General features: G+C 50.2%; 21 protein-coding genes. 17 read left to right on the forward strand and 4 right to left on the reverse strand.

Going from position 1 to position 21,792, the window contains the following annotated elements:
* Positions 1-27: 27 nt before the first annotated feature.
* Entirely contained in the window at positions 28-354 is a 327-nt protein-coding gene (locus tag AYW79_RS00380) for a DUF1811 family protein (RefSeq protein ID WP_067560449.1), read from the reverse strand.
* A gap of 66 nt (positions 355-420) precedes the next feature.
* Between AYW79_RS00380 and AYW79_RS00385 the strand changes: the two genes are divergently transcribed.
* From AYW79_RS00385 to AYW79_RS00415, 7 genes are all read left to right on the forward strand, one after another.
* Positions 421-738, forward strand: a complete 318-nt coding sequence (locus AYW79_RS00385; RefSeq protein ID WP_067560450.1) for a MazG nucleotide pyrophosphohydrolase domain-containing protein — start codon at positions 421-423, stop codon at positions 736-738.
* A gap of 13 nt (positions 739-751) precedes the next feature.
* Positions 752-1,639, forward strand: a complete 888-nt coding sequence (gene galU, locus AYW79_RS00390; RefSeq protein WP_067560451.1) for a UTP--glucose-1-phosphate uridylyltransferase GalU — start codon at positions 752-754, stop codon at positions 1,637-1,639.
* A 51-nt stretch (positions 1,640-1,690) separates the two neighbouring features.
* Positions 1,691-1,945, forward strand: a complete 255-nt coding sequence (locus tag AYW79_RS00395; RefSeq protein WP_067560452.1) for a hypothetical protein — start codon at positions 1,691-1,693, stop codon at positions 1,943-1,945.
* Positions 1,945-2,196 (forward strand): hypothetical protein, encoded by a 252-nt coding sequence (locus AYW79_RS00400; protein ID WP_067560453.1) that lies wholly within the window; start codon positions 1,945-1,947, stop codon positions 2,194-2,196. The genes AYW79_RS00395 and AYW79_RS00400 overlap by 1 nt, the downstream gene beginning before the upstream one ends.
* Before the next feature lie 239 nt (positions 2,197-2,435).
* Positions 2,436-3,524 carry a phospholipase D-like domain-containing protein gene (locus AYW79_RS00405; RefSeq protein ID WP_067560454.1) on the forward strand — a complete coding sequence of 363 codons (1,089 nt, stop codon included), beginning with the start codon at positions 2,436-2,438 and terminating at the stop codon, positions 3,522-3,524.
* A 69-nt stretch (positions 3,525-3,593) separates the two neighbouring features.
* Complete coding sequence (locus AYW79_RS00410; protein WP_197467704.1) at positions 3,594-4,157, forward strand: phosphatase PAP2 family protein; 564 nt, start codon at positions 3,594-3,596, stop codon at positions 4,155-4,157.
* Positions 4,158-4,316: 159 nt separating this feature from the next.
* Complete coding sequence (locus AYW79_RS00415) at positions 4,317-4,649, forward strand: cupredoxin domain-containing protein (RefSeq protein WP_269449052.1); 333 nt, start codon at positions 4,317-4,319, stop codon at positions 4,647-4,649.
* 69 nt (positions 4,650-4,718) lie between these two features.
* On the opposite strand, the gene AYW79_RS00420 is transcribed toward AYW79_RS00415, so the two are convergent.
* Positions 4,719-5,063 (reverse strand): histidine triad nucleotide-binding protein, encoded by a 345-nt coding sequence (locus AYW79_RS00420; protein ID WP_067560457.1) that lies wholly within the window; start codon positions 5,061-5,063, stop codon positions 4,719-4,721.
* Between the two features lie 86 nt (positions 5,064-5,149).
* On the opposite strand from AYW79_RS00420, the gene AYW79_RS00425 reads away from it, so the two are divergent.
* From AYW79_RS00425 to AYW79_RS00440, 4 genes are all read left to right on the forward strand, one after another.
* The gene (locus tag AYW79_RS00425; RefSeq protein WP_067560458.1) at positions 5,150-6,025 is read left to right on the forward strand and encodes an aminotransferase class IV; all 876 of its coding nucleotides are present in this window, start codon (positions 5,150-5,152) and stop codon (positions 6,023-6,025) included.
* A 153-nt stretch (positions 6,026-6,178) separates the two neighbouring features.
* Complete coding sequence (locus AYW79_RS00430) at positions 6,179-8,566, forward strand: 3-hydroxyacyl-CoA dehydrogenase/enoyl-CoA hydratase family protein (RefSeq protein WP_067560459.1); 2,388 nt, start codon at positions 6,179-6,181, stop codon at positions 8,564-8,566.
* Positions 8,567-8,592: 26 nt separating this feature from the next.
* Positions 8,593-9,768 (forward strand): acetyl-CoA C-acyltransferase, encoded by a 1,176-nt coding sequence (locus AYW79_RS00435; protein ID WP_067560460.1) that lies wholly within the window; start codon positions 8,593-8,595, stop codon positions 9,766-9,768.
* A 45-nt stretch (positions 9,769-9,813) separates the two neighbouring features.
* Complete coding sequence (locus AYW79_RS00440) at positions 9,814-11,592, forward strand: acyl-CoA dehydrogenase family protein (RefSeq protein WP_067560515.1); 1,779 nt, start codon at positions 9,814-9,816, stop codon at positions 11,590-11,592.
* Between the two features lie 81 nt (positions 11,593-11,673).
* Here AYW79_RS00440 and AYW79_RS16230 read toward each other — a convergent pair whose 3' ends face one another.
* The gene (locus tag AYW79_RS16230; RefSeq protein ID WP_067560461.1) at positions 11,674-12,534 is read right to left on the reverse strand and encodes a 3D domain-containing protein; all 861 of its coding nucleotides are present in this window, start codon (positions 12,532-12,534) and stop codon (positions 11,674-11,676) included.
* Positions 12,535-12,632: 98 nt separating this feature from the next.
* On the opposite strand from AYW79_RS16230, the gene AYW79_RS00450 reads away from it, so the two are divergent.
* From AYW79_RS00450 to AYW79_RS00470, 5 genes are all read left to right on the forward strand, one after another.
* Positions 12,633-13,016, forward strand: a complete 384-nt coding sequence (locus tag AYW79_RS00450; RefSeq protein ID WP_156481818.1) for a hypothetical protein — start codon at positions 12,633-12,635, stop codon at positions 13,014-13,016.
* Positions 13,017-13,128: 112 nt separating this feature from the next.
* On the forward strand, positions 13,129-13,755 hold the full coding sequence (locus AYW79_RS00455) for a TetR/AcrR family transcriptional regulator (RefSeq protein WP_067560463.1): 627 nt from the start codon (positions 13,129-13,131) through the stop codon (positions 13,753-13,755).
* Positions 13,756-13,850: 95 nt separating this feature from the next.
* Positions 13,851-17,117: a fused isobutyryl-CoA mutase/GTPase IcmF gene (gene icmF, locus AYW79_RS00460; protein WP_067560516.1), complete on the forward strand. Its 3,267-nt coding sequence runs from the start codon at positions 13,851-13,853 to the stop codon at positions 17,115-17,117.
* Between the two features lie 127 nt (positions 17,118-17,244).
* Positions 17,245-18,093: an undecaprenyl-diphosphate phosphatase gene (locus tag AYW79_RS00465; RefSeq protein ID WP_067560464.1), complete on the forward strand. Its 849-nt coding sequence runs from the start codon at positions 17,245-17,247 to the stop codon at positions 18,091-18,093.
* A 67-nt stretch (positions 18,094-18,160) separates the two neighbouring features.
* A complete protein-coding gene (locus AYW79_RS00470; RefSeq protein ID WP_067560465.1) occupies positions 18,161-19,495 on the forward strand; it encodes an MFS transporter in 1,335 nt (444 codons plus the stop codon).
* Positions 19,496-19,536: 41 nt separating this feature from the next.
* Here the strand turns inward: AYW79_RS00470 and AYW79_RS00475 are convergent, their stop codons facing one another.
* A complete protein-coding gene (locus AYW79_RS00475; RefSeq protein WP_067560466.1) occupies positions 19,537-19,770 on the reverse strand; it encodes an indolepyruvate ferredoxin oxidoreductase subunit alpha in 234 nt (77 codons plus the stop codon).
* A gap of 323 nt (positions 19,771-20,093) precedes the next feature.
* Here AYW79_RS00475 and AYW79_RS00480 point away from each other — a divergent pair, with 323 nt between their 5' ends.
* Entirely contained in the window at positions 20,094-21,266 is a 1,173-nt protein-coding gene (locus AYW79_RS00480; protein WP_067560467.1) for an NAD(P)/FAD-dependent oxidoreductase, read from the forward strand.
* The last annotated feature ends 526 nt before the right edge of the window (positions 21,267-21,792 follow it).

The raw sequence follows: 21,792 nt of genomic DNA on the forward strand, positions 1-21,792 counted from the left end.
CGTAATCGCTACGGAAAGTCTCTTCGCTTATGGCGTGCGTGGAAACGTGATTGGGACGAGTTTGCCCATTGGATATCCCACTTCTTCTGAAGATCCAAGCGCAAAACCGTAGACAAATACGCCGTTGAATCGTTTTGGCACAAAGAGCACCGCTTCATTCTCAATCCCGTATGTGCTGCCGAGTTCAATGTCCTTCGGATCGGTCGCATAGGAACGCGTGAGGAAGTAGCGCGACTCTAAAACACCATACTCGCTCAGATTTCCTTCTCGATAGGCGAGTTCTCCGGCGCGCTTCAAGCGCTCCATTTCTTCGAGCAGTTCAGCGCGGTTCATTTCGCGAAGGGGTTTCGTCATGGTCAATCACCTCGTGCCGAATTTTGACTATCGTACCACAATGTCAGGCGAAGGAAGGGTGGGACCGTGCTCAAGCAGACACCTACACTCTCGGATTGTCAAGCGTTCCACAGATGGCTAGACCGTGAAAAAGGATTTTCAGAGGATTTGCCGACGAATGTCATGCTGCTTGTCGAAGAAGTCGGGGAAGTCGCTAAAGAGGTTCGCAGACTTTTGCACGCGACGGATGACGCTGTTCGTCAAGGTGCACATGACCACTTGCGAGAAGAGTTGGCGGATTGTTTGGCGTTTATTGCGAAGCTTGCGAACTATACAGACATTGATCTTCAGCAGGCGTATGTTGAAAAAATGACGAAAAATATTGGACGCAATTGGCTCGAATAGGAGTGATATTTAAATGAAATGTGTTCGCAAAGCGGTGATTCCCGCCGCTGGACTCGGAACGCGCTTTTTGCCTGCCACCAAGGCGCAACCGAAAGAGATGCTTCCGTTGGTCGATAAACCGGCGATTCAATACATTGTCGAAGAGGCTGTAGCAGCTGGCATTGAGGATATTCTCATCGTAACTGGCAAATCAAAACGCGCGATCGAGGATCATTTTGATCGCTCGTTGGAGCTTGAGGCTCACTTGGCTGAGCATGAGAAACGCGTTGTTTTAGAAGAGGTCAAACGGATCTCTGACCTCGCAAACATCCACTACATTCGTCAACCGGAGCCAAGAGGGCTCGGACACGCGGTCTCAATGGCGCGCTCGTTTGTCGGCGAAGAACCGTTTGCAATCATGCTTGGGGATGACATCATTCACTCGACGACGCCGGGACTCGCCCAGTTGCTCTCTGTGTTTGAGCGTACGGGCACATCTGTGGTAGGTGTGCAAGAGGTGCCACACGAACGCGTATCAAGCTACGGAATCATCGCAGGTCTTTCGACAGATGGCGTACAGTACACGCTGTCGGATGTGATTGAAAAACCGTCACCCGATGAATCTCCATCGAATCTCGCCATCGTTGGACGATACGTTGTCAACGCGAGTATTTTTTCGATTTTACAGACGCTGCCGCCGGGAAAACAGGGCGAGATACAGCTTACCGATGCGTTGAAGCAGCAGATGTTGCGTGAAGGCATGCACGCCTGTGTGATTGATGGAATGCGCTTTGACATTGGCGACAAACTGGGTTTCCTACAAGCGACCATTGGGCTAGCCCTGACGCGCATCGATATGCGCGATGAGTTGATTCGCTATATGTCGGGAGTCATTGAACAGGAGCGCATGCGTTCACGCTGACGCTACGCGCGGCATACTGTAACCTCATGACGAGTTGTGAGGAGGTTCGGAATGGCCGCTTTTGTGAGTGTGGGTGCCTTTCAAGTCGCCTCCGTTGCGAACGATGTCGGGTTTTTTTATGGACAAAACGTTCAAAATGCCTGGGATTCACACGCGCCGCTACAGATGGGCGCTGGATTTACGATGGGCAATTATGATTTGATGAACAACGCGGGGATTGTATCGAATACGCCAGCCGCGGTGTTGCAGCCAATCAATGATCAAGATGTAAAAGATAACTTTTCACCGAGTTGGCAGGGACCCTGATGGCAGCATTTATTTCAGTCGGTTCGATTCAAACTGCCGCCATGACCAATGCGACGGGTCAGTTTTTTGGCCAAAATGTGCAAAATGATTGGGATGCGCACGCTGTGACCGCCATGGCTGCGGCGCTGTGCATGGGCGATTTTGCGTATGTTCGCACATCAGGCGCATGGCTTTCCATGCGCGCAAACGTGATTCAACCTATTTATGATCAAGATGTAAAGGGCAACGGAGCGTATGTCATTCAGCGCTGATTGCTGATGTAATCTGTGGAAACTGCCGATTTTTCAGATGGTTGGCCCGAGGATTTCCTCGGGTTTTTTGTTTTGGGGAATTGTGAGCAGTATTACACAAAGAATGCTGTTGATACGCCTATGCGAAAAAGGATCTGGCGCACACGTCGATAACAGATATGGAGTGAATGAATCTAATCTGTGCAATTGAACCTCTTCGCTGTTCGCGGGCGAGTAGGTTACGGGAAGGGGTTTTAGGAATGATACGATCTACGCCACAGTGGCGCGCGCCGCGGTGCAAAGCACTGCAAAGAAGGGTCGGCGCGTCAGTCTTTGCCGCAGTCATTTTGGTGACAGGGTGTGATCCGATAGGGCTCACCAGCGATCCGGCCGTGCCCGCTGCGACGGTGGAGCAAGGTATGACCCTTCTTTGGGGACCGGAAATCAAGTCAGAAGCATTGCAGATGATTCAAGCGAGTACCGTGTTTTGTCATCTCACGATGTATGAACTTGGCGATCAAGATATTCTCGCCAGCCTGCGGAAGGCGAAGCAAAGAGGTGTCGACGTCAGGGTAATTCTTGATGCGACAGAACCTCACTCGCAGACGATAGCGCTACCATTTCTTCGCAAGTATCACATTCCGGTGAGCCTTCTCGCCATTTCGGGTGGAATATCCCACATCAAATCGCTCGTCACTGAAAATTCAACAGGCCTGCACGCGTTGATGGGGGGGATGAATTTTGGACCATGGAGTTGGGAAAACCACGACGCTTCTGTTTATATTTCACACGCTGAGAATGGGTTTGAAGGGCTCTTTCAGCAAGATGACGCGCGCGCCAATGGCTGGCCAGAAGCAAGTGTCGCGTACCCTCTGCCGCTGCTTTATGACAGCCAGATTGAACCAGCAGTGCTTGAAGCAATCTCTGGCGCAAAACGCACGGTCGATGTAGAGGCGTTTGCGTTGACAAGCAGGTCGTTTATCACGGCGCTGGAAACGGCTGCGGCGCGCGGTGTCACTGTTCGTGTTCTACTAGACGCGAAACAGGGGTACAATCACCGCAGTGCGGCGCGTCTCGCTCGCGCAGGTATTTCTGTCAAGTATTACGCTCCTTATCAAGGGGAGTATCTTCACGCCAAAATTGTGAATGTCGATCATGGGAGTGTACTCTTTGTTGGTTCGTCAAATTTCTCCTACCACGGCTTTTCTGTCAATCACGAAGGAGATCTAGAACTGATACAGGTACCGCGTATGGGGGCCACCGTCGCGAGCGACTTTAACACACAGTGGGGCCGCGGAGGAGATGTCTCGACATCCGCGTATCGTTCGAGCAGTTATGGAAACGGTTAAACAGCTTTAGAAGAGAACGTTTTCGGGTGGGAGTAGTTCATAGACGGTGAATACGCTATGATGAGATCCATGGGAAAATTTCATGTGTACAAACAAAAAACATGGGTAGATTCGTGGATTAAGATAGACCATTTTATCGTGGATTGGGTGATTGGCATCCACGCGCAGCAGCGTGCTTTGTTTTTATGGATGCGTCTACTTGCCCGCACTGGCGCATGGTTCATGGTTTCCGTGATGATCCTTTTTATAGTGTGGAGAATCTTTGTCTTTTCGGATCTCTCTGTGATTCCTGAAGTTTTTGGAGCCATGTTTTCAGCGGTTTGCACGAAGTTTTTAATCGATGCGCTCGCCGTGAGAGTTGGCAGAGTGAGACCCTTTGTCAAGCGCGGAATGATTCCTTTTGTGAAAAAGGATGAACAGGATCCGTCGTTTCCTTCGAATCACGCAGGAGGGGCATTCGCACTAGCTGGGTATCTTGCCTTTCATCTCTCGCCCCTCGCTCCATTTCTCTATGTGATCGCAGTTGGGCTGGCTACCTCTCGCGTCTTTACGCTTTTGCACTATCCGAGTGATCTATTGGCTGGGGCAAGCGTAGGTACACTCGTTGCATTGGGGGTTTCTTTGATGTTGTAATAGGCAACCGGGTAAAGGGAACTCTTAGAGAGGAAGCCCAAAAAGGGGTCAGAACTCTCCTGCGCATTATTGCGTCAGCGTCAAACAAAAAGGGAATTAGAAATTTGCGAACGCTTTCTGAAAGGGTGATGCTACATTCGTGCGGCGCTATTCCAACTGCTGGCGGTATGTACAATTTGCGGGAGTACATGTTTTGCGACGGTAACGCACGCAGAAGAGTTTCATGTGGCGATTACGGCAAAAGGATTTGTCCCCAATGAACTACGAGCTACGGGTAATGGTCCGATTCGCATCGATATTGTGAATCAAACCGACCACGTCCATAATTTCGTACTGCCAAAATACTTTTTGTTTACTCAAAACCTGCAGCCGAAGGAAAAGACGTACGTTTCATTTGTGCCCGACAAGGCTGGGCGTTTCGAGTTCTATTCAGATACGGGCGGAAAAAAGGAACAGGGGTATTCGGGATATTTGCAAATTGATCACAAGTGAGGTACGACCACGCCGAATCGCTCTAAATTTTGAGATTATGCGTGGTCGAAACGCGTAACGCCTTCCTGTCTAACCTAGCGAAACTTCGAGCTTTCTGCCACCCAGAATGTGATAATGCAAGTGGAATACAGTCTGACCCGCCTCTTCTAAAACATTCGTAATCACGCGAAACCCGGTTTCATACACGCCCGTTTTCTTTGCCACAGCGATGACTGCCTCCTGAAGCGCAGAAAGCAGATTTCCGTCCGTTGGATCTAGCTCTAGAACGGATTGCAGATGCTTTTTTGGTATAATCAAGACATGTGTCGGCGCCATTTTTGAGATGTCTTCAAAAGCCATGACGTACTCATTCTCATAGAGGATGGTTGATGGAAGTTCTCGGCGGGCAATTTTACAGAAAATGCATGACTCCAACCTTCGTTCACCTCGTCTTGGCGCAATTCATCTACGCCTCTAATATGGATTCAGACTGATCATAGCAAACGGGAGAGAATAACTCTATGGCAGATGATTATCGTGACGGTATTGCGTTTGACGGCGAAAGGTTTTTGCCGATTGAGAAAGCTATGGTTCCGCTCGAAGATCGCGCACATCAATTTGGCGATGGAATTTATGAGGTTATTCGCATCTATCAAGGCACATTTTTTAAATTGGAAGAGCATATGAAACGGTTAGAGAGGAGTGCTCAGGCAGTCGCGCTTACACTTCCGTATGAGATGTCAAAGATCATGGAGTTGATAGAAAAAGCGCGTTTGGCGAGTGAATGTAAAGAGGCGGCACTCTACATCCAAGTATCGCGGGGCGCGGCGCGCCGTGACCATCCTTTTCCTGATGCACCTGCACGTCTCACCATGACAATAAGACCCGTGTTTACTGAAAAGACGACCGCTTTGCGCCGCCTCGGACAGCGTGTCATGACGACAGAAGATATTCGCTGGTCATGGTGCTACATAAAATCGCTCAATCTGTTACCAAACGTATTGATGAAACAGCGCGCGCTCGATGCTGGTTTTAACGACGCAATCTTTGTTCGCGATGGGCTGGTTACGGAAGGAACGAGCAGCAACATTGCGATCCTGCGCGACAGAACCCTTTATACACACCCGGCGAATCAGGCGATACTTCACGGTGTAACGCGACATGTCGTGTTGGAACTGGCGCGCGAAATCGGCATTTCAGTCGTTGAGAAAGCTTTCACGGTAAAGGAGCTAAAGGAGGCTGACGAAGCGTTTACAATGAGCACGATTGCAGAAATTGTGCCGATTCGGCAGGTGGATGAAGCGCTGATCAAAAACGGAAACGTTGACGAGTTTGAGCTGACACACCTATTGCAGGAGCGATTCGCAGCTCAGCATTCACGCGATTTGGTGAAGTGATAAATTTCCGGTTTATCTTATTTATGTGAAATGCACGGAAATCGCTAGTTAAGATGACAGGCACTCGAAAACATTGACCGATCAGTCAAAAAATCATATTCAAAATGATGATCCTCTGCTATGATAGACGCAAGAGCAAGGAGGTTGATTGGAATGATATCGATTAAACGCGCCGCAGTGCTTGGCTCTGGAGTCATGGGAGCGGCCATCGCGGGTCATCTTGCAAACGTTGGAATACCGAGTCTTCTTCTCGATATTGTGCCTGCAGCGTTGCTTCCTGAAGAGGAAAAGAAAGGGCTTTCACTCTCGGATAAACGTGTAAGGAATCGCTATGCCGATCGAGCCCTCGCCAATCTACTCAAAGCAAAACCGGCGCCTCTCTATACGAAGGAGCAGGTGAAGCACATAGAAACAGGAAATTTTGAAGATGACTTTAAGCGTATTGAAGAGTGTGACTGGATCATTGAAGTTGTTGTTGAAAATCTGGCAATAAAAAAACAGGTTTTAGAGCGCGTTGACGCATTTCGAAGGCAGGGTTCGGTCGTCAGTTCAAATACGTCTGGCGTGTCCATAGAAGCAATGGCGGCTGAACTTTCTGCGGATTTCCAGAAGAACTTCCTCGGCACGCATTTTTTCAATCCCCCCCGCTATATGAAACTTATTGAGTTGATCCCAACTGCGAACACCGACCCAGCTGTCGTAGCGGCGATGGAGACATTCTGCTCGCGTGTTTTGGGAAAGGGCGTGGTCATTGCGAAAGACACGCCGAATTTTATCGCGAACCGCATCGGAACGTTCGGTTTGCTTGTGACACTAAGAGAGATGGCAAAGACAGGGTTTGGCGTCGATGAAGTTGACACGTTGACAGGACCAGTGATGGGGCGCCCTAAAAGCGCCACATTTCGCACGCTCGATCTTGTTGGCTTGGATACGTTTGTTCACGTTGCGAAAAACGTATTGGAAAACTCTACAGATGAACGCGAGCGTGACGTATTTACCGTTCCTACTGCACTCTTAGAAATGGTCGCAAAAGGATATCTCGGCGACAAAAGCGGTCAAGGTTTTTTTAAAAAACAAAGAGGAGCGAATGGAACAGAGATTCTCGCCATTGAGCTTTCCGATCTATCCTATCGCGCGCGACGGAAACTTCGCTCCGCTTCGTTTGACGCTGCGAAAACTGCAGCAACCTTGTCAGAAAAGCTCTGCGCGCTTGCTTATGGAAAGGATAAGGCAGCGTCCTTTATCTGGAGTGTGCTGAAACAAGTACTGATTTATAGCGCCTCTCTCGTAGGTGTTATTGCAGACGATATCGCAGCGATTGACAACGCCATGAAGTGGGGCTTTAACTGGGAGTTTGGACCTTTTGAAACATGGGACGCGCTCGGACTTGCGCATTCGGTAAAACGAATGACAGATGAAGGAGAAAATGTCCCGTCGTTTGTTCTCGAAATGGCCGAAAAGGGGCAGTCCTTTTATCTGAGAGACAACGGTGTCACATCCTTTCATACTCGCACAGGATATCAAAAGCTAGAACAGGGGGTACACGTTAATCTTGCTGCACTAAAAGCGCAAGGGCGGGAAATTTTCAGCAATCAGGGCGCGACGCTGCTTGATCTTGGGGATGACGTGGCTTGCCTGCACTTTCACTCTTTAAAACAGGCGATTGGCGGAGATATGGTTTCTATGATGATGCGCTCCGCTGACGAAGTAGAAAAAAATTATCGCGCACTGGTCATCGGGGCTAATGCGACTAATTTTTGTGTGGGTGCCAATATCATGATGATGTTGGCGGAGGCGCAGGACGAAAACTGGGATGAGATCGATCTGGCAATCCGGCAGTTTCAGAATGCGACATCGCGCATGAAGTTTATGAAACGCCCCGTCGTCGTCGCGCCATACGGGCTGACACTTGGAGGCGGCGCAGAAATAGCGCTTTCAGGTTCTGCGATTCAAGCGGCGGGTGAAACGTACCTCGGGCTTGTTGAGACAGGGATCGGTTTGATCCCGGGCGGTGGCGGAAACAAGGAATTGTTGATGCGCGTGATGGAAAACGTGCCCGATCTTCCGGATGTCCCACTGCTTCCGTTTGTACAGAAAGCGTTTGAGACGATTGCGCTTGCCAAAGTTTCGTCATCCGCGCTCGACGCAAAGTCGCTCGGTTTTCTAACGGAGCGTGATCGTGTCACGGTTGGACAGGATTTTCTCTTGTCTGATGCAAAGCAGCGCGCGCTTGAATTAGCCATTGAATTTGTCCCTAAAAAACCTGCTCACGTTCGCGTGGCGGGTGAGAATGGGGCGGCAGCACTTACCGTAGGCGTATATGGAATGAAGCGAAGTGGCTACATTTCAGATCATGATGAGAAAGTGGCCAAACAGTTGATCCGTGTTTTAACAGGGGGGCAGGTTCAGTCTGGCACGCTTATGTCTGAACAGTCGCTGCTCGATTTAGAGCGGGAAGCATTCTTGTCACTGCTGGGAGAGGCCAAAACTCAAGCGCGGATGCAGCATATGCTGCAGACCGGTAAACCGCTTCGCAATTAGAGATTTTTGGAAGAGGAGGAATTCGCGTGAATGAGGCAGTTATTGTTGCGGGAGCGCGCAGTGCGATTGGCCGCTCGGGCAGGGGATCCCTGCGGCATACGCGACCGGATGAGTTTGGGTCGGCAGTATTGAAGGAAATGCTCTCTCGAGTCGCATTCGACCCGGCAGAGATTGAAGATATAATTTTGGGGTGCGCCACACCGGAAGCTGAGCAAGGAATGAATATGGCGCGTATCGTTGGACTTCGCGCGGGGCTTCCGACTAATGTGGCGGGGATGACGATCAATCGTTTTTGCAGTTCTGGTCTTCAATCGATTGCACTTGCGGCGCAAGGTATTTTGGCAGGAACGTATGATGCGGTCGTGGCAGGTGGCGTAGAGAGCATGAGTCGTTTGCCGATGGGCGGGTATAATCTATCGCCCAATCCATATCTGGCAGAAAACTTCCCTGACGCTTACATCTCTATGGGTCATACGGCAGAAGAAGTAGCCCGGCGTTTTGGCGTCTCTCGGGAAGATCAGGATGCATTTGCGCTGCGGAGTCATCGTTTGGCGGCGGCCGCCAATGATGAAGGGAAACTTGACGCACAGATTGTCCCGTTACAGGTCTCGGTACAAGAGACGGACGAGGATGGGCGAACGGCAACCCGCTCCTTCACGTTCTCACGTGATGAGGGAATCCGCAGAGAGACGACGCTTGATGCGCTTGCCAAGTTGAAGCCGGCCTTTTCGTTAAATGGATCGGTAACTGCGGGAAACTCGTCGCAGACGAGTGACGGAGCGGCGGCTGTGCTTATGATGTCAGCGAAGCGCGCGGCGCGGGAAGGGTTAAATCCGATTGGTGTATTCCGCTCCTTCGCGGTAGCTGGCGTCGACCCGGATATCATGGGGGTTGGACCCGTCGCGGCTGTTCCTAAAGCGCTTGAGAAGGCGGGATTATCGCTTGCAGAGATTGATTTGATTGAATTGAATGAAGCATTTGCCGCACAGGCTGTACAGGTGATTCGCGCACTCGGGATGAATGAAGAGATTGTGAATGTGAATGGCGGCGCGATTGCGATCGGACATCCGCTCGGCTGTACAGGTACGCGACAAACCGTCGATTTACTTGAGGAGCTAAAGCGTCAGAAAAAGCGTTATGGACTTGTCACGATGTGTATCGGCGGTGGCATGGGGGCGGCTGGCGTCATTGAGAGAGTGTAATTGGATGCGCTTGAAACTGTGGAGAATGTGGGAGGAGAATTGAACATGGAAGAGACAAATAAAAGAGAAATTGGCGCAGCGTTCTTTGTGGAAGAAAGTGACTATAACCTGTTGTTCACGCCTGAAGATTTTAGCGATGAGCATCGCATGATCGCAAAAACGACAGCTGATTTTGTGAACGGGGAGGTCGTACCAGTCAGTGAACAACTTGAGCACCAAGATTGGGAACTTACGAAAAGGCTCTTGCAAAAGGCAGGGGAACTTGGTTTGCTGGCGGCGGATGTTCCGGAGAGCTTCGATGGGTTGGGATTAGACAAGGTGAGCTCTTCGCTGATCGGCGAGTATATGACGCGCGGCGGTTCATTTGCACTTTCACACGGTGCGCATGTAGGGATTGGGACACTTCCCATTGTATATTTTGGCACGGATGAACAGAAGAAAAAATATCTTCCTGACTTGGCTGCGGGCAAAAAATTTGCTGCGTATGCGTTAACGGAGCCGGGGTCTGGCTCGGATGCACTCGGCGCGCGAACCACTGCAAGGCTGTCTGATGACGGCAAGCATTACATTTTAAACGGCCAAAAGCAGTATATTACGAACTCAGCGTTCGCTGATTTGTTTGTCGTCTACGCAAAAATCGATGGTGACAAGTTTTCAGCTTTTATCGTGGAGCGCAATTATCCTGGTGTTAGCACTGGCCTTGAAGAGAAGAAGATGGGAATCAAAGCGTCGTCGACGCGCCCCCTAATTCTTGAAGATGTTCACGTTCCAGTTGAAAATTTACTGGGTGAAGTGGGTAAAGGGCATGTGATCGCTTTTAACATTCTAAACATCGGACGCTATAAATTGGCGGTTGGCTGCGTCGGCGGAAGTAAGGAGGCGCTTCAAACGGCTGTCGCATACGCCAAGACACGGGAGCAGTTTAAACGGCCAATCGCATCATTCCCATTGATTGGTGGGAAAATTTCGGATATGGCAGCGCGAACGTTTGTTGCGGAATCGATCGCCTATCGCACGACGGGCGCAATTGACGCGGCACTCTCGGCGTCTGACCTGACGGGCGCGGACGCTGGACGCGTCGCTGCAAAAGCGATTGAGGAGTTTGCGATTGAGTGTTCGATCAACAAAGTGTTTGGCTCAGAGGTTCTCGATTTCGTCGTTGATGAAGGGGTCCAGATTCACGGAGGTGCCGGTTTTATCCAGGATTATCCGATCGAGCGGATGTATCGCGATTCTCGTATCAATCGAATTTTTGAGGGAACAAATGAGATTAATCGCTTGCTCGTTCCGGGGACGCTTATGCGAAAAGCTCTGAAAGGTGAAGTTGCGCTCTTACAGGCTGCGACGAAAGTACAAGGCGAGATGATGTCGACGCTGGAACTGCCTGATGAGGATGTTGAACTTGGCGCAGAAACGTATGCAACAAAGATGACCAGGAAGATTTTTTTGATGGTTGGCGGAATGGCCGTGCAGAAATACGGGCAAGCGCTTGATCGCGAACAAGAGGTACTGGCGAATCTTGCAGATCTCGGCATTGCACTCTATTCGATGGAGAGCGCATTGCTTCGCGCGAAAAAAACGGCGGTAAATGGCGGAGCCCGCGCAGCGTTACAGGCAAATTATGTGAAACTTTTTGTGGCAGAGACGTTCCCACGTGTTGAGGCTATTGCACGCGACACACTGGCTGCCATGGAAGAGGGGGATGCTCTAAAGACGGCGCTCACCCTCCTGAAAAAATTGACTCGATACACACCTAAAAATACAGTGGCGCTTAAACGCGCGATAGCAAAAGAAACGATCGAGGCGGGACGCTATCTCGCATAAACGATGTAAGTGAATAGGATAGACGGAGGACAAAAGCCCGCAGCGTTTCTGACGCCGCGGGCTTTTACGAGTGAGAATGGGTTAGATGACATGCTCTGCAGAAAGGAAAGCGGGACGCCAGACAGATTGAATGAGAATGATATCCGCCGCGTCAAGAATGTTTGGCGCGTGGAAGAGGCGCGGCGAATGCGCGGGGAGAACCATGTGGTGATTGTGTAACGGGTGAGTGTGTGAAGTAAAAAAAGTGACTGCACGTTTATGTCGCGCATAGGTACGTTGTATAATACGTCTGTCATACGCGTGACCATGCATGTATGGGTGTGCATTGGCGCGAAGAATTCCTTTCATCATCGAACGCATGGAGTAAGGAAGGACATAAACAATCTGGTTTCTTTTTCGTCCAAATTGAAGCGCGGTGTTTTCGCTGCGAAAAAATACATCAATGTGAGTGCCTGTAATGGCGCCTCCCGTATCGTCAGCGATGCGAAACCCTACACCTGGGATGTAGAGAACGGAGCCGTATGGGATCACATTTGGGTCGACAGCGACCGTAATTCCTTGAATGGTCGTGTCACCTGTGGCAGTCACTCCGTATGACGGGGTTCCTGGGTGCTTTCCGGTGGATGCAAAGCCATCTGTGTATGCTGTTAATGTGCTCACAATGGCTCGCGTGCCAGACGGCGCGAAGGGAAGCGTTTGCGGAATCTGTAACTGTTGTCCTGTTTGAATGAGATTAGGATGATTGATCCGATTCAGCTTCACAAGTGTCTCGACAGACGTTTTAAAGCGCTTTGCGATCGTTTGGAGTGTATTGCCTGGTTGAATGCGGTATACAATCACGGCAGTTGGTTGCGTGTGCGTGTGAATCTGCGAAGTTTGAAGTGAGGTATTCGCCTGTGTCATCATTGCGACAGACGCGATCCACCCGATGATCCGTCTCATACATCTCTCTCCTAGTTTATGACGTTAGCTATAGACTTGCCAAGAATGGCGAGAGTTAAACAGCCAAATCTGAAAATGAAATTTAGGAGTGTATGGTGTTGATCAAGCTGATCGGATTTCTCATTGTCATAGCGGTCGTCATCTATCTCTTTTCGCTGCGCAGGCGTAAAGGTGATTTTTCGTTTCGCATAAGAAAAGTAAAGCGTCACGTGTCAGATCTGCTGTCACTCTCGATCAAATTGCGGACGGAGGCTGAGTTTGCCGCACTTGAGCGTCCTGATGAGATAAAGCAAGTGGTTCACTGGCTTGACGAGTGCAGTGGTCCTCTCGTCGAAATAAAAGAGGCGCTCGATCGCTTAGAGCAGCGCGCCAAATCGTGGACGGATGCATCTGATCTGTATGTGGATATCGGGATCCAGGAAGAGGCGTTGGAAAAAATTCAACCGCTGCTTATGAAAGCGAAACAAACACTCGGCGCATAAACACGCGTTTTGGCTATGAAACTTCGTCATCTGTACTCAGCCTTCTCCTTGTGTGCTAGAATAGATTTGACTGAGCGCTCGCTCAAGAACCTTATTCTCGGGAGTTGGTACAGTGTCCATTCATAAAATTGCCACGCCCGTAAAGGATCTCGAGTTAGTTCGAGTGCGGCGGGAACAGATTGTCAATGCGGCGACTACGCTTTTCTTAAAAAAGGGATATCACCGCACAACGACGCGCGAAATTGCCAGGGAAAGTGGGTTGGGTACGGGTACGCTTTATGAGTACATCGGATCCAAAGAAGACATCCTCCTTTTGGTGTGTGACATGATTCACTCACAAGTGGAGGTAAAACTTCATGCAACAACGCCGAACGGAATGACCATGGCCGAAGCGTTTCCGGGTCTTCTGAAAAATTTCTTTCATGCGATTGATGACGTGCAAGATCTCGTTGTTTTGATTTATCAAGAGACGCGCTCGTTGCCAAAAGACTACATGCGTGCGGTGCTGGCTCGTGAACAAGGCATTAGCGACTATTTTGCAAAACTTTTGCAGCGCGGCATTGAGGATGGTTCATTTACACTCGCGCGTGAGCTTGTGATGCTGATGGCACACAACATCACAGTGCTCGGACAGATGTGGGCGTTTCGCAGATGGTCGATTCATCGCTCGTATACGTTGGATACTTTCACTGAAACACAAACTTCACTCATCATGCGGGAACTGTGTTCGGCGACATAGGTGTCGTCACAGTTGGGGTCGTATCGACCTACTGTTAGGTCGCGTGAGTTGACTCGACGAGAAGCGAGGAGAGATTCGCTGTGGAGATGCAGACCATGAATGAAAAGCCGTATTTTCCGAAACACCATGTGCGCTTCGTGACAGCCTCAAGCCTGTTTGACGGACATGATGCTTCCATTAATATCATGCGCAGGATTCTACAGGCAAGCGGAGTTGAAGTGATCCATCTCGGACACAATCGGTCGGTGGCGGATGTCGTGAAAGCGGCGATTGAAGAGGATGCTCAAGCGATTGCCATCAGCTCCTATCAAGGAGGACACGTTGAATACTTTCGCTACATGATCGATCTTTTAAACTCGCTTGGCGCCTCCCATATCCATGTTTTTGGCGGCGGCGGCGGCGTGATCGTTAAGCGTGAGATCGATGCATTGCACGACTATGGCGTCGCGCGCATTTATTCCCCTGAAGACGGAAGGATGCTTGGGCTTCAGGGGATGATCAATGAGATGATTCGTATCAGCGACCACGATACTCCGCGTCATCGCGCGCTAAAATGGGTGGAAGAAGGCGCTTCTGGAAATCTGGTCTGGAATCATCAAGATGTAGCAGAATGGATCACACAAGTCGAAGATCGCGTGTCAGGCGCAGTGTTTAAATCCCTCCTGTCAAAAATCAGAAAGGAAGATGCGCAGGATGATTCGGCGCGTATTCCGGTGGTTGGCCTAACCGGCACAGGGGGTTCCGGTAAAAGTTCCTTGACCGATGAACTGACACGACGCTTTCTTACCTATTTTCCGTCAAAGAGGATCGCCATTCTGTCGGTGGACCCTACGCGCCAAAAAACAGGTGGAGCACTTCTTGGGGACCGCATTCGTATGAACGCGATCGATCATCCGAACGTGTATATGCGATCCTTTGCTACACGCACCTCAAACTCTGAGATCTCGCTCGCGCTCAGTGACGCCATTGACGTGTGCCGCGCTGCCCAATTTGACATCATTCTCGTTGAAACGAGCGGCATTGGACAAGGGGACGCCGCCATCGTCTCGCTTTGTGACATAAGCATCTATGTGATGACATCAGAATTTGGAGCGCCCTCACAGCTCGAAAAAATTGACATGCTCGATTATGCCGATTTTATCGCGATCAACAAATTTGACCGTCGCGGATCGATGGACGCTTTGCGTGATGTGCGAAAGCAGTTGCAGCGCAATCGCGGGTGGTTTGAGCGTGACCTAGAGTCGCTACCTGTGTATGGGACCATGGCGAGCTCATACCGTGATGAAGGCGTCCAGAAGCTGTTCTATGACTTGACGGATGAAATTGCCGTCCGCTTTGACGCATCGTTTACCGTCAAGGACCGAGTGACGGTGAACACGATGTCTCGGCACGCCATCCTTTCGACGGATCGTCAGGCTTATTTGTTTGACGTGGTCAAAACGATCAAACAGTACAAGGCGAACACCGAGAAGTTTGCAGATGCGGCAACCGCATGGTTTCAGATTGAAGGTGCGCGAAAGCGCCTTGGCCATCTGCTCGATGATGCGGCGATTCGCGTTCTAGAGGGACAAAGCGAAGCACTGCGCGACACGCTTCCTCGCCAGCTTGTGACGCAAATTGAAGAGATCCCCTCGCTTTTGGAGCGATATACTCAAGATGAGTACGTGACGATCATTCGCGAACGCGAGATTCGCACACCGCTGTTTGTGCGCTCGCTCTCTAACACGCGCATCCCTAAAGTGGCGCTTCCGTCTTTTCGCGACTACGGGGATTGGGTGCGCTTTTTGCGTGCGGAGAATGTGCCAGGGGCATTTCCATTTACGGCAGGCGTTTTTCCGCTGAAGCGAACAGAGGAAGAACCGCGCCGCCAATTTGCGGGTGAAGGGACGCCTGAGCGAACGAATCGTCGGTTCCACTACCTCTCTCAGAATGACACTGCCAAGCGGCTGTCGACCGCGTTTGACAGCGTGACGCTCTATGGTGAGGATCCCGCTGAGCGTCCTGATATCTATGGAAAAATTGGTGAGAGTGGCGTGAGCGTCTGTACGCTCGATGATATGGACCAGCTCTTTGACGGTTTTGACTTGACGCATCCGTCCACCTCCGTTTCGATGACGATCAACGGACCTGCCCCGATTCTGCTCGCTATGTTTTTTAACACGGCGATTCGACAGCAGGAGGCAGTGTTTGAGCAACGCGAAGGTCGTCAGCCTACGGAACTTGAAAAAGAAGAGCTGAAATGGGCGACACTGCGTCACGTACGGGGCACGGTTCAAGCGGACATTTTGAAAGAGGATCAAGGTCAGAATACGTGCATTTTTTCCACCGATTTTGCGCTTCGGATGATGGGGGATATACAACAGTATTTTGTGGATCATGCTATTACTAACTACTATTCTGTATCAATCAGCGGTTATCACATCGCAGAGGCAGGAGCCAATCCGATTTCCCAACTCGCGTTTACGCTGTCCAACGCCTTCACGTATGTGGAGTATTATCTGAGTCGCGGTATGAAGATTGATGACTTTGCGGCAAATCTCTCCTTTTTCTTCAGCAATGGGATGGATCCTGAATACACCGTCATGGGGCGTGTCGCGCGTCGTATCTGGGCAATTGCCATGCGCGATCTCTACGGTGGATCGGAACGCAGTCAAAAGCTTAAATATCACATTCAGACGTCCGGGAGGTCGCTGCACGCGCAGGAAATCGATTTTAACGATATCCGAACGACGCTTCAGGCGCTTCTTGCCATTTATGACAATTGCAATTCGCTGCACACAAACGCTTACGATGAAGCGATCACCACCCCCACAGAAGAGAGTGTGCGGCGAGCGATGGCGATTCAGATGATCATCAACCGCGAGTTCGGGCTCACGATGAATGAGAACCCGCTGCAAGGCTCGTATCTCGTCGAACAACTGACCGATCTCGTGGAAGAGGCGGTGCTCGCTGAATTTCTGAGAATAAATGACCGCGGCGGCGTTCTTGGCGCCATGGAGACACAGTACCAACGAGGAAAAATACAGGAAGAGTCGCTGGAGTACGAAATGCAAAAGCACTCAGGAGCCTTGCCGATTGTTGGGGTTAATACATTTTTGCGTCCAAGTGGCGAATCGATGGTGAAAGACATCCCGCTTGCGAGGGCGACGCCTGAAGAGAAACAATTGCAGATCGATCATCTTCGCGCGTTTCAAGAGCGACACCGCGGTGCGGTCTTGGATGCGCTTGATCGCCTCAAACAAACTGCGCTTGAGGGTGGAAACTTGTTTGCAGAGCTGATGGAGACGGTGAAAGTGGCTAGTCTCGGTCAAATTACGGAAGCGCTCTACGTGGTCGGTGGCCAGTACCGACGAAATATGTAAAGAATTGTTAAAGGTTGTGTGGATCGTCGACATTGAGAGACAGGTTTCGTACCGTATGCGGACGAAACCTGTCTTCTTGTGGTACAATCTTCGCGTTAGAATGATCCGACTGGGAGGTTCCTATTCAATGCATGTATCGCAGACCCTGATTTTTGCTCTTATTCAGGGGATCACAGAACTCTTCCCGATCAGTAGTGTCGGCCACGGAGTTCTTCTTCCGTATCTCCTTCATTGGCCAAACGTTCAGGCGAATCCAGCGTTTTTACCCTACCTCGTCTTGCTTCATGTAGGTACGGCTGTGGCGCTGCTCATCTACTTTTTTCGCGACTGGCTCACGTTTCTTATCGCTCTCTTTGCGAAAGACAGTAAGTCTTCTGTTGTTGCCAAGCGACAACGCATCGCGCGCAAAGAGTTTATCTTGCTTGTTGTTGGTACCATTCCTGCAGTGATTATTGGCGGGCTCGGTGCGAAAAAGTTTGCGAGTTTGTTTGCCACACCGCGCGTCGCAATGATTTTTCTCATCGTAAACGGCATCATTCTCATCCTGGGCGATCGACTGTTAAAGCGAAAAGGCAACCGCAACATGGATGATCTTAATTTCAAAGAAATTCTGGTCATCGGTGTACTGGAGTCTCTTGCATTGATTCCGGGATTTTCTCGCTCTGCCATGACGATGATTGGCGGATTGATGTACGGTCTTCGCTACGAAGCGGCGGCACGTCTTAGTTTCCTCCTCGCAACACCCGTCATCCTTGGTGCAGCTGTCAAAGAACTGCCGAAGCTCCACAATAACCACACCATGCTCACAATGGGGCTGCTCGGCGGCTTGGTTGCCGGGATTGCTGCATACGCGAGTGTTTGGTTCTTAATGCGCTACTTTAAAACACACGAAATTAAGGCGCTCCGTCCATTTGGATACTATTGCGTTGGATTGGGTGGACTCGTGTTAATCTATAGTTTCTTTGTCGTAGGGTAAAAAACGTATTGGCGCAGGATATCCCTTTTTCTAGCGCGTATGACTTGTCGTGCATTAGGCAAGCTACGTGATACGAAAGAAAGGAGGGGATATCCTGCGCTTCTTTTTTTTAAAACGACTCTCGACAGATGCGCGGCGACTGGTTGGATCAAATACGCTCTTTATTGCAGGGTTAGGCCTCTCCGCGACATTTATCAATGTTTACTTATGGCGGGTCGATCGTTCACTTTTACCACTGCTCTTGTTCAATGGGTTCCTTGATGTGGGAATCCCCCTCGCTTTTATCTTTTGTGGATTTTTGGCGCATCAGATCAAGGAACCGACACTTTTACGCATTGGAATTATCGCTGTATCCATCTTTTTTGCAGTTCTACTCCTTGCGGGCAAAGTGGCTGCGCATCACGCTGCATGGCTTGGTTTGTTGTTTGGTCTTGGTCAGGGATTCTACTGGTATGCGTTTCATGTCGCTTCATTTGATTGTACGCGCTCAGACTCGCGAACCGATTTTCACGCGGTATCCGGTTTTTTCACATCGCTCGTCGGTATGCTTACACCGTTTGCAGCGGGTCTTATCATTGCGAATTCTGCCAAACTGACTGGATATTCACTGGTTTTCGGCTGTACGTTTACGCTTTTTGTCATTCTTTTTGTGCAGTCTTTTCGCTTGAAGCATGGCCCGCGTCGCCGCACGGAGTTTGCGGAAGGATTTTGCTTTGCGCGCGATCCGGACTGGCGAAGGGTTTGGTTTGCAACGGTGAGCTTTGGATTGCGAGAAGGCGTCTATGCATTCGTCATCCCAATACTCGTTTTTTTCTCGTCAAAAACAGAGGCGGGCGTTGGCGACTACGGGTTGTGGACGGGAATTGTCGCGCTGCTATCGTATGGATGGATTGGGCGGATGAAACGGCACGATTTTCTCAAGCGTTTTATGATTGTGCCGAGTATCGCGCTCGGAGGATTTGCCTGCGTACTTCTTCTCGGGGTTAAGCCAATCATTTTAACGATCTTTGGGGCGAGTACAGCGCTCTTGTTTCCATTTGTCATGATTCCATTGACGGCGGTCACTCAGGATGAGATCGATGAGTCAGAACGCTCGAGCGTGCGCCGGGCAGAGTACTTCATCAGTCGCGAAGTCGCCCTCGGAATCGGGCGTGTGAGCGGGGTACTGCTCCTCTGGGTCACACTCTCAATCGTTCCAGGCGTTCGTGGCGTATTGTTCATTTCGTCTATTCTTGGATTCGCCTATGTGGTATCGAGCGTATTCATCGCAAAGGTGACGTATACGGACAGGCGCGGAATACGCAGTGGGAGTTCACAGAATGCACACACTCCTCACACGGCAGACGCTGGTGCATTTGTCTCTATGAATCGCAAGGACAAGCGACTGCGTCCTATGCGCTAAAAAACCCGTCAATCATTGACGGGTTTTTTATGCATTCGTTATTATTTAAAGAAGTCAGCATTCTTTTGAATGAACGACTTTTCTTCATCGGGTACGAAATCTTCTTGAAAAATAGCTGCCACTGGGCATACCGCTTCGCACGCGCCGCAGTCAATGCACGTATCTGGATCGATGTAGTATTGATCTTCGCCTTCATGAATCGCATCGACTGGGCAAGTTTCAACACAGTCGGCTGCTTTTTCACCGATACACGGCGACGTAATGATAAACGCCATGATATACACTCCCTCGTTTGCAAGATCCTTGCATGTCTATCATATAATACGCCTCATGCTGATTTCAATATCTAAACAGCGATTGAACTGATTTAAAGCAGGATTGGCAAATGGCTCAATTCGTGAATTCTTTCACGATCTTCGCGTTTCAGAATACTAGAACAGATGGTTATTTAAGACTCATACAGTTGCGTGTGACATGTTTGTTTTCTTGTTCACTGGATTGACATCATACGCATTCCTGTTATGATAATTGTGTGTCAAATGCTTATATGAATTTATTTGTGAAATCATAAACAAAGTGAAGGATGGTTAGGAAACCGATGAAACACATCGTCATTCTAGGCGGCGGTTATGCAGGTCTTCTCTGCGCGCTGGAACTGCGAAAGCACGTTTCTTCTTCCGACGCTGAGATTACGCTTATCAATAAACACTCCTATCATCAATTGATCACTCAGCTCCATGAAACGGCAGTTGGGGCGCGCTCGGATCGTTCTCTGCGCCTGTCGCTCTCAAAGCTGCTTGACGGAAAACACGTAGAGATCGTCAAAGGCACGGTTAGCGCAATCACCCCTGATGGACACGCGGTTGAACTTCAAGATGGAAGAACGATCACGTATGACAAACTGGTCGTCGCACTCGGTAGCGAGACAGAATATTTTGGCATTGCAGGGATGAAGGAACACGCATTCACGTTAAAGTCAGTCAATCAGGCGCGCTTGATTCGCGCACACATAGAATCATGTTTTGCGCGCTATCTCTACGAGCGCGACCCGGCGCTCTTGCGGTTCGTCGTTGGGGGGGCCGGGTTTAGTGGAATTGAACTGGTAGGAGAACTCGCTGACGCTTTGCCGCAGTTTGCGCGTGAGGCGGGCGTTACAATGGATCAAGTTGAACTCTACAATATCGAAGCGGCGCCAGGGATTCTCCCAGGGTTTGATCAAGATCTTGTGGATGCCGCACAGCACAGCCTGACGTCGCGCGGTGTGCGATTTATGACGGGCGCCGCCATCGTCCAGGTCGAACCGGGGCGCGTTACGGTCAAAACGGGGCAGGTGGTTGAGACGCACACGGTGATCTGGACAGGTGGCGTGCGCGGGAATCAACTGGTCGTGGATGCAGGGTTTGAAACTGAACCACGCGGTCGCGCGAAAGTTAACGCGTATTTGCAATCGGTCAGCCATCCTGATGTGTATATTATTGGAGATGCCTGCTTTGTCATGGGTGAAGAGGGTAGACCACTTCCTCCGACTGCGCAATTAGCGTGGCAAATGGGGATTGCGAGTGGAAAAAACATCACAAACGAACTGCGCGGTGTGGCGCTTGAACCGTTTAAACCAAACATTTTGGGATCCCTCGCGTCACTCGGTCGCAAAGATGCTGTAGGCAAGGTTCTTAAATCATATAAAATGTATGGGAAAATGGCGTATATGGCAAAAGAGGCAAGCCAAATGCGCTATCTCGCGAAAATTGGCGCGATGTTTCACTCCAACTGAGGTTCGATGAATCACTGCATACGTTTGCGCCAACGTCGTGCAGTGATTCGTCTACTTGCGAAATGATTCGGAAAACGGTACACTGAGTTCGTCAGATTTGTCAGGCAACAAGACCGATAGTGCACAGCATGCGACATGTCTCTCGAAGGGATGGGTGTCGGTGTTTCAATGTCCGGTTTGTGGTGAACTGATGGAAGCTTTGACGAATTTTCATTGTGTCAGTCGACACCGCATGACACGTCGCGACGTCGTTGATGGCCATGGAATGCCAAAGTACGTCTCCCCCGCGATGAAACGTGAGATCCAACAGTGGATACGATCGTCTCAATTGATTTCAAAAATTGACTTTGATGTAGCGCAAGCGGCTGCGCGGAGCCAGGTTCGAAAATGAACCCTAGGCGGTTTGGCAATTCGCGAGTCACTTACGCATGAAAAAATGGGAATGCAGCATGGAACTTCGACATGCGGCTGGTGAGCTCGAGTATTTTCGCGCGCTCACCAGCCGCATGCCGCGCTTTGGCTTACG

Origin of the sequence: Ferroacidibacillus organovorans (assembly GCF_001642725.1) — a bacterium.
GTDB lineage: Bacteria > Bacillota > Bacilli > Alicyclobacillales > SLC66 > Ferroacidibacillus > Ferroacidibacillus organovorans.

What these genes read in the sequence shown, in the direction of transcription:
- AYW79_RS00430 (WP_067560459.1), top strand. Translation starts at nt 6,179, where the DNA reads ATGATATCGATTAAACGCGCCGCAGTGCTTGGCTCTGGAGTCATGGGA.
- AYW79_RS00405 (WP_067560454.1), top strand. Translation starts at nt 2,436, where the DNA reads ATGATACGATCTACGCCACAGTGGCGCGCGCCGCGGTGCAAAGCACTG.
- AYW79_RS00440 (WP_067560515.1), top strand. Translation starts at nt 9,814, where the DNA reads ATGGAAGAGACAAATAAAAGAGAAATTGGCGCAGCGTTCTTTGTGGAA.
- AYW79_RS00400 (WP_067560453.1), top strand. Translation starts at nt 1,945, where the DNA reads ATGGCAGCATTTATTTCAGTCGGTTCGATTCAAACTGCCGCCATGACC.
- AYW79_RS00425 (WP_067560458.1), top strand. Translation starts at nt 5,150, where the DNA reads ATGGCAGATGATTATCGTGACGGTATTGCGTTTGACGGCGAAAGGTTT.
- AYW79_RS00465 (WP_067560464.1), top strand. Translation starts at nt 17,245, where the DNA reads ATGCATGTATCGCAGACCCTGATTTTTGCTCTTATTCAGGGGATCACA.
- AYW79_RS16230 (WP_067560461.1), bottom strand. Translation starts at nt 12,534, where the DNA reads ATGAGACGGATCATCGGGTGGATCGCGTCTGTCGCAATGATGACACAG.
- AYW79_RS00395 (WP_067560452.1), top strand. Translation starts at nt 1,691, where the DNA reads ATGGCCGCTTTTGTGAGTGTGGGTGCCTTTCAAGTCGCCTCCGTTGCG.
- icmF (WP_067560516.1), top strand. Translation starts at nt 13,851, where the DNA reads ATGAATGAAAAGCCGTATTTTCCGAAACACCATGTGCGCTTCGTGACA.
- galU (WP_067560451.1), top strand. Translation starts at nt 752, where the DNA reads ATGAAATGTGTTCGCAAAGCGGTGATTCCCGCCGCTGGACTCGGAACG.
- AYW79_RS00410 (WP_197467704.1), top strand. Translation starts at nt 3,594, where the DNA reads ATGGGAAAATTTCATGTGTACAAACAAAAAACATGGGTAGATTCGTGG.
- AYW79_RS00480 (WP_067560467.1), top strand. Translation starts at nt 20,094, where the DNA reads ATGAAACACATCGTCATTCTAGGCGGCGGTTATGCAGGTCTTCTCTGC.
- AYW79_RS00475 (WP_067560466.1), bottom strand. Translation starts at nt 19,770, where the DNA reads ATGGCGTTTATCATTACGTCGCCGTGTATCGGTGAAAAAGCAGCCGAC.
- AYW79_RS00380 (WP_067560449.1), bottom strand. Translation starts at nt 354, where the DNA reads ATGACGAAACCCCTTCGCGAAATGAACCGCGCTGAACTGCTCGAAGAA.